General features: G+C 61.2%; 8 protein-coding genes. 7 read left to right on the forward strand and 1 reads right to left on the reverse strand.

Features of this window, described 5'->3' with window-relative positions; all coding sequences use genetic code 11:
• Positions 1 to 255: 255 nt before the first annotated feature.
• A complete protein-coding gene (locus AC04SI_RS29730; RefSeq protein ID WP_488475418.1) occupies positions 256 to 3,708 on the reverse strand; it encodes a DNA methyltransferase in 3,453 nt (1,150 codons plus the stop codon).
• A gap of 453 nt (positions 3,709 to 4,161) precedes the next feature.
• On the opposite strand from AC04SI_RS29730, the gene AC04SI_RS29735 reads away from it, so the two are divergent.
• From AC04SI_RS29735 to trbJ, 7 genes are all read left to right on the forward strand, one after another.
• Positions 4,162 to 6,186, forward strand: a complete 2,025-nt coding sequence (locus AC04SI_RS29735; RefSeq protein WP_488475435.1) for a conjugal transfer protein TraG — start codon at positions 4,162 to 4,164, stop codon at positions 6,184 to 6,186.
• 120 nt (positions 6,187 to 6,306) lie between these two features.
• Positions 6,307 to 6,720 carry a CopG family transcriptional regulator gene (locus AC04SI_RS29740; protein WP_488475419.1) on the forward strand — a complete coding sequence of 138 codons (414 nt, stop codon included), beginning with the start codon at positions 6,307 to 6,309 and terminating at the stop codon, positions 6,718 to 6,720.
• Complete coding sequence (trbB, locus tag AC04SI_RS29745) at positions 6,717 to 7,685, forward strand: P-type conjugative transfer ATPase TrbB (RefSeq protein WP_488475420.1); 969 nt, start codon at positions 6,717 to 6,719, stop codon at positions 7,683 to 7,685. Before AC04SI_RS29740 ends, trbB begins: the two co-directional genes overlap by 4 nt.
• An 11-nt stretch (positions 7,686 to 7,696) precedes the next feature.
• Positions 7,697 to 8,008 carry a TrbC/VirB2 family type IV secretion system protein gene (locus tag AC04SI_RS29750; protein ID WP_488475421.1) on the forward strand — a complete coding sequence of 104 codons (312 nt, stop codon included), beginning with the start codon at positions 7,697 to 7,699 and terminating at the stop codon, positions 8,006 to 8,008.
• A complete protein-coding gene (locus AC04SI_RS29755) occupies positions 8,005 to 8,277 on the forward strand; it encodes a VirB3 family type IV secretion system protein (RefSeq protein WP_488475422.1) in 273 nt (90 codons plus the stop codon). The genes AC04SI_RS29750 and AC04SI_RS29755 overlap by 4 nt, the downstream gene beginning before the upstream one ends.
• Complete coding sequence (gene trbE / locus AC04SI_RS29760) at positions 8,271 to 10,721, forward strand: conjugal transfer protein TrbE (RefSeq protein ID WP_488475423.1); 2,451 nt, start codon at positions 8,271 to 8,273, stop codon at positions 10,719 to 10,721. The genes AC04SI_RS29755 and trbE overlap by 7 nt, the downstream gene beginning before the upstream one ends.
• Positions 10,718 to 11,443 (forward strand): P-type conjugative transfer protein TrbJ, encoded by a 726-nt coding sequence (trbJ, locus tag AC04SI_RS29765; RefSeq protein ID WP_488475424.1) that lies wholly within the window; start codon positions 10,718 to 10,720, stop codon positions 11,441 to 11,443. Before trbE ends, trbJ begins: the two co-directional genes overlap by 4 nt.
• The last annotated feature ends 23 nt before the right edge of the window (positions 11,444 to 11,466 follow it).

Genomic DNA, 11,466 nt, shown 5'->3' on the forward strand with positions numbered 1-11,466 from the left:
GCGACGGAATGGAAGAGCTGGAGCAAATGCTTACCCATGCGCGCCGCACCGCTGACGAATGGAATGACTTCCTCGAAGCCTTCGTCGATGACCAGGAACTCATCGCTCGCATCAAAGCGAAATCTCCGCGGTAACAACCGGGCGGTTACGGAACAACTGCTCTTCGCAACGTATTCTCCAGAAGCAGACGTTCCGCTACCAGCCCAACCCGCAATGCGATTTGGCCGGGAGGCAAGTGTTTTCGAGGAGCAAGCCTTATGCGGCTCGGAAAAAGCTTCTTCCTTTATCGTAACTTTCCGCTTGGCCAAGCCGGGCCAAGGATTGGAGCACGTCGCGTACATCGGCGACGGTCTCGTCCGGTGACGTGAAGGCGACGGCAATTTCTTCTGCCGACAGGGGCGTTTTTGCACGCGCCATGAGGTCGAGGACCACCCGCGCTTGGTCCAGTCGCGCGGCCGGGAACGGCGTCTTCTTCGCCCTGAGCTTGGTCGCCCGGATCGCTTGGACGCGGTCGCCGCGATGCGCCAGCGGACCGATCTTGTCGATCTGATACTCTGGGCGCAACCATTTGATGAACCCCCGGCGCTCTTCGGCGGCCCGGACTTCGTTCAACCGGACAAGGCCGTCAAGGATTTGCTCGACGTCAATATCCGCGTGCCACCCGTAGGATTTCAAGACGGCGGTGTCCAGCCGATCATGAAGCTCTCGCAGGATCACAACACGGCCACGGCTTCGGATGTCCTGATCTTTGCGCGAGACTGCGCTGCCCTTTCTGACGGCTTCAAGAACATTGTAGAGCGCGGTCAGAGACAGGTCGGAATGCTCGGCAAGGACTCGCTTGCGCGTGTCATCGAGTTCTTCGGCGATGGCACCTATTTCAGCGTGAGCAGATGCCCCTACGTCGGGAAACGGGAAGGGATCAAAGCACAGGGATTTCGAATACCTCGGATCGTTGCCAACGCCCTGGCGGCCTCCGGTGCGCAAAGCCCAAGCCACATGCGCCTTCGAAGACAGCACGCCCAGATGGAAGGAATCATCCGATGCAATCGCGACCAGCATGTTGTCAGGAAGCACCTCGGCCTCCATGAACTGGAAGATGCGGTGCTTCATGGTTTCGACAGTGGCGATGTAGCGGGACAAGCCGTCCAGTGCTGGCCGGAGTTCCCGTCGTGGCTCACCGAACCACCACCATTTCTCTCGATATGAGGCCCGATTGTTTCGGTCTCGCTCCGGCTTCACCGTATCCAACAGGTGTTGATAGACCTCGGGGAATTCTCGTCTGACCTCATCAGCGGCGGTGCCGAATAGGTCGATAACCATCACCCCACGCGGCCGTGATGTCAGATCCTTGCCGTTTCGGTATTCGCGGATATGCCGATCAAGACCCGGCCGCTTTCCAAGGCCGAGCTCAAAGGCCATTTCGCGCGTAATGATGAAGCCATTTCCATGCAGCTTCACGCCCGGTGAGCAGATAGCGTCGTTGGCTACCAGTGCCTTCGATTTGGTTACATCTACGCCGATCGTGAGATCGGGATTGATCTTCCCCTCACGTTCAGCGAACTCGATCGCGGGCTCATCGGTATCAAGGTCTGCCTCTCTCGTCACGATGCGCACAACCCCATCCCGTTCACCAGCTTCAGCTACGGTCATGGCAATCCTGACTGCGGCGGCATCCTTTGACGCCTTAGGCCATGGATGGTCCGGAATGGCGAACACGAGGGAAACTGGAGAAGTGCCTGCCAGATGTCTCTCAAGGACTCGCCGCTGGAATACCTGCGTTATCGAGTTCGTGGTAACGAAACCGAAGCGGCGCAGCCGAGTTTCCTTCCTGACGAGCAGATCGGCTGACCGATCCCACCAGTACATCACAAAATCGGCTGCAGGATTCATCTGCGGGTTGGCACTCCACAAGGCTTCGGCATAACCCGCGCCCAGCCGCCCGCGAATATCCTTCCCGCCGATGAACGGGGGGTTGCCGACAATGAAGTCGGCCTCCGGCCAGTCGGCGCTGATCGCGTTCGGATAGAGGTAGGTTTCGTTGCCTTGACCGTCGGGCACGGGCTTGCCGAGCGCATCGCGCTTGAGATGCGGATGGGGATAGCCCGACCAGGTGATCAGTGCATCCTTCGCGTGAACATGGTCGCTGCTGCCCAACACCGGTTCGGAAGGCACGGTGGACCGGGTCCGCATGTGCCACTGGATGTATCCAATCCAGAGCACCAGCTCGGCAATCTCAACCGCCCGCCTGTTGATTTCCATGCCGAAGAACTGCTCCGGCTTCACCGAGATGTCAGCGACGCGTGCGACCGCTTCGTCGCCGCCGATATCCTGCAATTGCTTGAGCGCCTCGCCTTCCAACTGCTTCATCCGGCGGAGGGCGACGTACAGGAAATTCCCCGTGCCACATGCCGGATCGAGCACCCGCACGGATGCTAGGTGCCTAAGGAAGTCTTCAACCTCGTGAATGGCGGCCGCCTTTGCGCCGTTGCGAATCGCACGCTCGGCTGCCGATTGATGGCCGATCCAGTCGTTGGTGAGGGGTTCGATGACCGTGGCGTCCACAACCCGTTCGACATAGGCGCGGGGCGTGTAATGCGCACCGAGCCGCTTGCGCTCGATCGGGTCCAGTGCCTGTTCGAACAGAGCGCCGAATATAGCAGGCTCGAGATCGCGCCAATCGGCATCCGAGGCATCGCAGAGAAGGCGTATTTCGTCCTTGGTCAGTGGAAGCGACGCGGCATTCTTGAAGAGTTTGCCATTGAATCGAAGCAGTCTCTCGCCGATGCCGGGCGAATAGTCTCCGCGATCCATATGCCGCCAGAGGTCGTCGATTTCAAAGGTAAACCGCGTCGGATCGTCGAGGCACTTCGCCAGAAGCTGCGTGAAGCCCTTCTTGCGGAGCAGCCCCACGTCTTCGACGAACATCGTGAAGAGGCACCGCATGAGGAAAACTGCTACGCTGCCGGCCTCGAAGCCTCGTCCTTCGAGGGCCTTCGAGATTTCTGCCAGCTGCCCGGCAATCTCTCTGGTAACCTTGGCCGTCTTCTGTGCTGGATCAAGTGATTGAGGTTGTTCCCATACCGCACGCAGCAGTTCTCGGGTATCCGCGCTGGCTAGCTGGCTGAGTTCGATGCGAAATTGCCGCGCATCGGGAAACTGGGCGTAGTGGCGTCCGTGACCGGAAAAATCAGCGTAGAGCTCGACAGCACGCCCCACGTCGCAGGCGATGATGAAGGGCGGATATGGATGGTCGGAGGGCAACGACGCTGCATATCGCTCGGCCTGCCGGCGGGCCAGGATCATAACGTGATCGAGACTAGGCAATGCTGTTCCGGCGGGTCCACCTTCCGCCGTCGCGAACAGGTCTGTCTGGCCTTCTAGAACCGCTTTCTTGCCGCCACGAAGGCGGCTCTGCTTTGCCTCTAGGATAAAGCACCCTCGCTTGTAGAGATCGATGCGCCCAGCTTCGGTCGACCCGTCCGGACGTTTTCTTTCAACACGCCGTTCGAACACGTAGTCGTTGAAGTCATGGGCGGCCAATGCCGGATCGGGTCGCCTGACTCCAATCACATCACAAAGCTCTGCCAAGAAAAGAGAATAATTTGCCCTCTCCTGACCGCCGTCAAGATTCGCCCATCGCCCAATGAAATGGGTGACTGTTAATAGTCTATCAATATCTTCGCCATGTCCCACGCAGTAAAGTGACATTGCGTAGTTACTAAATCAATAAATGGGGAGCGCGCCGTGCGCTGTGGGCGAGCTGGTATTGGTATCGGCTTACCGGCGCAGTCTTTTCGCAAGAACGGATGGTGCGGACGGCTACTTCTACGCACCTCAATCGACGCCCGCGAGCACATTACTCGGTCGCTCTTCTGATAAGTTCGCCTTAAAGCGGACCGTCAACTCACGGCCCGAATGCGTCGTTCCACTACAGAAAAGCTGGTGGTGCTGATCGGAGGAGCTGTCTCAAGGCGAACGGGAGCAGAACACCCTGGGCTCGACGTTCCTGTTTTGCTTCGAAGGTCTTGTGAAAGGCCTCCGGAGCTGCTGATGAACGTTAACGATATAATCGCCGGTAGCGCCGGATCGTATGTAGAGTGGATTCCGGTTCGCCGCGTCTGGCGGCAAGCTGATCCGCAGTCAGAACAGCGGACCAAGCCGATGACACCCACGAAGCTGCTAATCGGGCAGACCGCCATTGTGTTCGCCATCGTCATTCTGGGCGTCTGGGCGGCGACGCAATGGTGCGCTCATATGCTCGACCATCAGCCGCCCCTTGGTAGGCCATGGTTCGTCGTGGGCCGTTGGCCGATCTATAAGCCATGGAAATTGTTCGAGTGGTGGTTCCATTTCGACGCATACGCGCCTGAGGTCTTCGACAAGGCCGGCATGCTCGCCGCTGGCAGTGGGTTCATAGGTTGTGCGGCAGCGATCGCCGGTTCCCTTTGGCGGGCGCGGCAGCGCGGATTGGTCACGACGTATGGCTCCTCGCGATGGGCCATCAGCCAGGAAATCGAGAAGGCGGGCCTTTTTTGGCCGGCCGGCGTTTTCCTCGGCAAGCTGAACGATCGCTATCTCCGCCATGACGGACCGGAGCACGTAATGGCCTTTGCACCCACACGTTCGGGCAAGGGCGTCGGCCTGGTTGTCCCAACGCTTCTCTCCTGGACTGACTCGGCCGTCATTCACGATATCAAAGGCGAGAATTGGCAGCTGACCTCCGGTTGGCGCTCGAAGTTTTCTTACTGCCTGTTATTCAATCCGACCGATGCGAGATCGGCGCGATACAATCCTCTGCTGGAGGTGCGCAAGGGCCCGAATGAGGTTCGCGACGTCCAGAACATAGCCGACATCCTCGTCGACCCGGAAGGCGCATTGGAACGGCGGAACCATTGGGAGAAGACCAGTCATTCGCTCCTGGTCGGGGCCATCCTGCACGTGCTCTATGCTGAAGAGGAAAAGACGCTCGCCCGCGTGGCCACCTTCCTGTCGGACCCACAACGCTCGTTTGCCGCGACGCTGCAGCGGATGATGACCACCAACCACCTCGGTGCGGCGGACAAGCCTCAGGTCCATCCAGTTGTCGCCTCGGCGGCGCGCGAAGTGCTCAACAAGTCAGAAAACGAGCGTTCAGGCGTTCTTTCGACCGCCATGTCGTTTCTGGGTCTCTATCGCGATCCAACAGTGGCTGCGGCGACATCGGGATGCGACTGGCGCATCGCGGATCTCATGGATGCCGAACGGCCGATTTCGCTCTATCTGGTCGTTCCACCGTCGGATATCTCACGCACGAAGCCGCTGGTGCGCCTGGTGCTCAACCAGATCGGCCGCCGTTTAACTGAGCGGCTGGAGGGTGATCCGAAGAAGAGCCGCAAGCTTCTCATGATGCTGGACGAGTTCCCAGCGCTCGGCCGTCTCGACTTCTTTGAAACCGCACTCGCCTTCATGGCTGGCTACGGCATTCGCGCCTATCTGATCGCGCAGTCCTTGAACCAGATCTCGAAAGCCTATGGCGAGAACAACGCCATCCTCGACAATTGCCATGTACGCATTGCCTTTTCCTCCAATGACGAGCGCACGGCCAAGCGCATCTCGGATGCGCTCGGCACAGCGACGGAACTGAGGTCCATGCGCAACTATGCGGGTCACCGGCTGGCGCCGTGGCTTTCGCATGTGATGGTGAGCCGCCAGGAGACTGCCCGGCCGCTGCTGACGCCTGGCGAGGTGATGCAGCTGCCGCCATTCGACGAGCTGGTGCTGGTTTCGGGGTTGCCGCCGATCCGCGCCAAGAAGTTGCGTTACTACGAGGATCGGAATTTCATCGAGCGGTTAGTGCCTGCGCCGGCGCTGCTCGAAGGTCCCTATGCCGATCGCCCTCCGTCGCGTCCAGATGATTGGAGCGGTCGGGTCCGCAGCGTCGATCGCCGTCTTGCCGCCGACGATGAAAGCGCCGGCGCGACAATTGAAGACGAGGGTGGCGCCCAACAGCAACGCCATCCCGGTTTGCCCGAAGAACAGATCGTCGTCACCCAGGAGCCAGATCAGGAAGAACTGTTCAAGCCCGCCGACGATGATAGCGAGACGGTCGCTGACAAGCGCGTCATGGATCGGATTTCCACCGCCGCGCGCGCCTACGGGATTAACGAAGGAAAGGGCGACGACAAGGACATCGTGCCCGGCTTCTGAACGCGTCCGGCGGCTCAGGCGCATCTAGGCGTAGATAACGCCCATAAGCGATTTTGCGGATCTCGACGATGCTCGTTCGCGCCGCCGGTGCATCAGCGCCGGGTAGACGGAACGAGCCCCATGAAGCCCCACCGCATTCGCCACCAGTTTCTGCTCGAGCCCGGGTTAAGCGAGAAGCTGGAGACCCTCAGCCGCAACCCCTCGACCACCAAATCGGCGATCGTTGCAAAAGCGGTTGAGGCCTTCATCGAACGGCGCGGCGAGAACGAGCTTGACCAGCGCTACGGCAAGCGGCTCGACCGTCTTTCCCGCGACCTCGGCCATGTCCGAGGCGATGTCGAAATGATCCTGGAGAGCCTGGCTCTCTTCATCCGCTTTTCGATCACGCTACATGCGCACACGCCGGTTCCGGACAAGGCAACGCAGGCCATTGCCCAGGAGCGTTTTGACAAATTCGTCGAGCAGGTCGGCCGACAGATTGCTTCCGGTAAGAGATCTCTTGGCAATGACGATCGCCGGGGAGGGGAAGCATGAGTTCTCATCCCGAGGCCGACCACCGCCGCCGCGCCATGCTGCGCACCGCCATGGGCCCGGCGATCACCGAGGCCCTGGCCAATCCGACCGTCATCGAGGTGATGGTCAATCCCGATGGCGTGCTGCGGCTCGACCGGTTGGGCGAGGGCCGGGTCGAAACCGGCGTGCACATGCATCCTTCCGAGGCCGAGCGTGTCATCCGCCTAGTTGCCTCCCACGTCCGTGGCGAGGCCCATGCTGACAATCCCATTGTCAGTGCCGAACTGCCGTCAGGCGAGCGCTTCGAGGGCTTGCTGCCGCCTGTCGTTCTGGCCCCGTGTTTCGCCATTCGCAAACCAGCCGCAAAACTCTACACGCTGGCCAACTATGTCGCCGACCGCATCATGTTGCCGTTGCAGGCTGATGCATTGAGGAAGGCGGTCCGCGAACGGCGCAACATCCTGGTCGCCGGCGGCACCTCATCAGGCAAGACGACGCTTGCCAATGCGCTGCTGGCGGAAGTCGCCGAATGCGATGAGCGGGTGATCCTGATCGAGGACACCCGCGAACTGCAATGCGCTGCAAAGGACTGCGTTGCCTTGAGGACGAGGCGGGGTGCGGTGACGCTAGCCGATCTCGTGCGTTCGACGCTGCGGCTTAGACCCGACCGCATCATCGTCGGCGAAGTGAGGGGCGCTGAAGCCCTCGACATGCTGAAGGCGTGGAACACCGGGCATCCCGGCGGCATCGCCACGGTTCACGCCAACTCGGCGCGCTCGGCCCTCTATCGCATCGAGCAGCTCGCCCAGGAGGCCGTCGTCACCGTGCCTCGCCGGCTCATCGCCGACGCTGTCGATCTGATCGTCTTCATCGCCGGCCGCGGATCCTCGCGCCGTATCGACGCGATCGCCGAGGTCACTGGTCTCGATGGCAGCGGCGACTACGCCGTCACCCAACTCACGCTTCCGCAACTCCTGCAGCTTTGAGAGGTCACTTCATGCGCAAGAAGCTTCGCTTTCTTTCGTCCGCCGCGCTCACGTTTATTCTTACCGTGCCGGCTTATGCGGCCGGCTCCGGCATGCCCTGGGAACAGCCGCTTCAGCAGATCCTGGAATCGGTGCAGGGGCCGGTCGCCAAGATCGTTGCGGTGATCATCATCATCACCACCGGCCTCACCCTTGCCTTCGGCGACACGGCGGGCGGTTTCCGCCGGCTGATCCAGATCGTCTTCGGCCTGTCGATCGCCTTCGCCGCATCGAGCTTTTTTCTCTCCTTCTTCTCCTTCGGCGGCGGAGCACTCGTCGGATGAGCACGGGAGAGCAGCATATGGAGGGCTTCGAGGTGCCCGTCCACCGGGCACTAACCGAATCCATCCTGCTCGGCGGTGCGCCGCGGGCGGTGGCGATCCTCCACGGCACGGTGGCGGCAGCCATCGGGCTTGGCCTGCAGCAGTGGATTGCCGGTCTGGTGATCTGGATGGCGGGACACACGCTTGCGGTCTTTGCCGCAAGGCGCGATCCGGACTTTGCCAGCGTGCTTGTCCGCCATCTCCGGCAGAAGGGCTGGCTTGCATGCTGAAGCTTTCCGAATACCGCGGCAAAGCTGACCGGCTTGCCGATCATCTGCCCTGGGCCGCTCTGGTCGCGCCCGGCATCGTGCTCAACAAGGATGGCAGCTTTCAGCGGACGTTGCGGTTTCGCGGCCCTGACCTTGAAAGCGCGACGGAAGCTGAGCTCATCGGCATTTGCGCGCGGGCAAACAATGCGCTCAGAAGGCTCGGCTCCGGCTGGGCGCTGTTCTTCGAGGCCGAGCGCGTCGAAGCGCTGGGCTATCCGATCTCGCGTTTCCCTGATGCAGCCTCATGGCTCGTCGATGAGGAACGGCGCGCGGCCTTCGAGGGCAAGGTCGCGCATTTCGAGAGTGTCTATCATCTGACCCTGGTCTTCATGCCGCCACCGGATGGTCAGGCGCGGGCGCAAAGCGCTCTCGTCGACTCGCACTACTCTGGCAGCGCTAGAGACTGGCGCCAGGAACTGGTTCGGTTTCGTGACGAAACCGATCGGGTTCTCGATCTTCTTTCGGGCCTCATGCCCGAAGTACGCGCGTTCGATGACACCGAGACGCTGACTTATCTGCATGGCACAATCTCGACCCGCCGCCATCCGGTCGCCGTGCCGGAAACGCCGATCTATCTCGACGGGCTGCTGGTCGACGCCCCGCTGACCGGTGGCCTGGAACCGATGCTGGGTGAACAGCATCTGCGCACGCTCACAATCCTCGGTTTTCCGAACGTCACCCGGCCGGGGATTCTCGATGCGCTCAATCACCAGGATTTCGCCTATCGGTGGGTGACGCGCTTCATTCCGCTCGACAAGACGGAAGCGACGAAGACCCTGACGCGGTTGCGCCGGCAGTGGTTCGCCAAGCGCAAATCGATCGCCGCCATCCTGCGCGAGGTCGTGACCAACGAACCGGTGCCGCTCGTCGACAGCGATGCCGACAACAAGGCGGTCGATGCCGATGCCGCCCTGCAGGCGCTTGGAGGCGATCATGTCGGCTTCGGCTATCTTACCACAACGGTGACAGTATCGGACAATGATCGTGAAGCCGCCGCGGAAAAGCTTCGCGCCGTCGAGCGCATCGTCAATGGGCTCGGCTTCACCACGATCCGCGAAACCGTCAACGCGGTCGAGGCGTGGCTTGGCTCATTGCCGGGCCACGTCTACGCCAACGTTCGCCAGCCACTTGTTCACACCCTGAACCTTGCCCATCTCATGCCGCTGTCGTCTGCGTGGGCAGGCCCATCGGACAACGAGCATCTTGCCGAGGTTACCGGATCAGCTTCGCCGCCGCTTCTTTTCGCCGAAACCGGCGGATCGACACCGTTTCGGCTTTCCACCCATGTCGGCGACGTTGGCCATATGCTGGTTGTCGGGCCGACCGGCGCCGGCAAATCGGTGCTGCTGGCGCTCATCGCCTTGCAGTTCCGACGCTACGCTGGCGCTCAGGTCTATGTCTTCGACAAGGGCAATTCGGCCCGTGCGGCGACTCTGGCCATGGGTGGAGAACATCATGCCCTTGGTGCCGACGGTGCGCTCGCCTTCCAGCCGCTACGCAACATCGACGACCCGGCCACACGGAGCTGGGCGGCGGAATGGATCACCGGCCTGATTGCCCATGAAAACGTCACCGTCACGCCAGAAGTGAAGGAGGCGATCTGGTCGGCACTTACCAGCCTTGCCAGCGCACCGGCGCAGGAACGCACACTCACCGGCCTGTCGGTCCTGCTTCAGTCCAACGCGTTGAAGTCGGCACTCATGCCCTACACACTCGACGGTCCTTTCGGCCGGCTGCTCGATGCCGATGATGACCGGTTGGCCATCTCGGACGTGCAGTGCTTCGAGACCGAGGAGCTGATGCATGAGGAAAGCGCGGTGCTGCCGGTGCTCACATATCTCTTCCATCGCCTCGAGGAGCGGTTCGACGGCCGGCCAACACTGCTCATGCTCGACGAGGCCTGGGTCTATCTCGACAACCCGCTCTTTGCCGCCCGCATCCGCGAATGGCTGAAGGTGCTGCGAAAGAAGAACGTCTCCGTCATCTTCGCCACGCAGTCACTTGCAGACATCGCTGGCTCGTCGATCGCGCCGGCAATCATCGAGAGCTGCCCACAACGGATCTTTCTTCCGAACGATCGTGCCGTCGAACCGCACGCGAGGACGGCTTATGAGCGCTTCGGCCTGAACGAGCGGCAGATCGAATTGGTCGCCCGCGCCACCCCGAAGCGCCACTATTATCTGCAGTCGCGTCGCGGCAACCGCCTCTTCGAGCTCGGGCTTGGCCCGATCGCACTTGCGCTTTGCGGCGCCTCCGATCCGGCCACGCAGACCCTGATCGACAACATCCTGTCCGAAGACGGGCAAGGCAGCTTTGCCTCCCGCTTCCTCAGCGCGCGCGGTCTCGATTGGGCTGCCGAGCTTCTCCAGCAATTCCCTCAACCAGACAAGGAGCAATCGTCATGATGGGACGCCGTCTTTTCACCAGCTTGGTCACCGTTTCGCTGATCGCCAAACCGATGGCCGACTACATCCAGCCGGCCTATGCGCTAATCGTGTTCGATCCATCGAACTATACGCAGAACGTGCTGTCGGCGGCACGGGCATTGGAGCAAATCAATAACCAGATCCAATCGCTTCAGAACCAGGCGACCATGCTGCAGAACATGGCGCGCAACCTTCAGCGCCTGGATTTTTCATCCGTTGGCCAGCTCACCGGGTCGCTCCAGCGGATCGACGGTCTGATGACCCAGGCCAGTGGCCTGAGCTTCGATTTCGACAAGCTCCAGGATCAATGGCGTGCGCAATATCCGGAAAGCTACGATGCCACGATCAAGGCCAGCGACGTGGCCAGCGCCGCGCGCGAGCGCTGGCAAAGTGCCATGCAGGCGTTCCGCCAAACCATGAGCGCGCAGTCGCAAATCGTTGAGAACGTGCGGGCCGACGGCGACCTGCTTACCGATCTCGTTAACCGCAGCCAGGGGGCGGCCGGTGCGCTTGAAGCAAGCCAGGCCACCAATCAGCTGATCGCGCTTTCGACCAAGCAGCAGATGCAGATCCAGACGCTGCTCGCCACCCAATTCCGGGCTGAGGCCGAGGATGCGGCGCGCAAGGCGCAGTCCGAGGAAGCCGCCCGCGAGACAACGAAGCGCTTCCTCGGCACCGGCACGGCCTATCCCGGCAACTGATCGGCAGTTCTTCAAGACAACGA

It is taken from the genome of Mesorhizobium sp. CNPSo 4689 (assembly GCF_057784325.1).

What these genes read in the sequence shown, in the direction of transcription:
- trbJ (WP_488475424.1), top strand. Translation starts at nt 10,718, where the DNA reads ATGATGGGACGCCGTCTTTTCACCAGCTTGGTCACCGTTTCGCTGATC.
- AC04SI_RS29730 (WP_488475418.1), bottom strand. Translation starts at nt 3,708, where the DNA reads ATGTCACTTTACTGCGTGGGACATGGCGAAGATATTGATAGACTATTA.
- AC04SI_RS29740 (WP_488475419.1), top strand. Translation starts at nt 6,307, where the DNA reads ATGAAGCCCCACCGCATTCGCCACCAGTTTCTGCTCGAGCCCGGGTTA.
- AC04SI_RS29750 (WP_488475421.1), top strand. Translation starts at nt 7,697, where the DNA reads ATGCGCAAGAAGCTTCGCTTTCTTTCGTCCGCCGCGCTCACGTTTATT.
- AC04SI_RS29755 (WP_488475422.1), top strand. Translation starts at nt 8,005, where the DNA reads ATGAGCACGGGAGAGCAGCATATGGAGGGCTTCGAGGTGCCCGTCCAC.
- trbE (WP_488475423.1), top strand. Translation starts at nt 8,271, where the DNA reads ATGCTGAAGCTTTCCGAATACCGCGGCAAAGCTGACCGGCTTGCCGAT.
- AC04SI_RS29735 (WP_488475435.1), top strand. Translation starts at nt 4,162, where the DNA reads ATGACACCCACGAAGCTGCTAATCGGGCAGACCGCCATTGTGTTCGCC.
- trbB (WP_488475420.1), top strand. Translation starts at nt 6,717, where the DNA reads ATGAGTTCTCATCCCGAGGCCGACCACCGCCGCCGCGCCATGCTGCGC.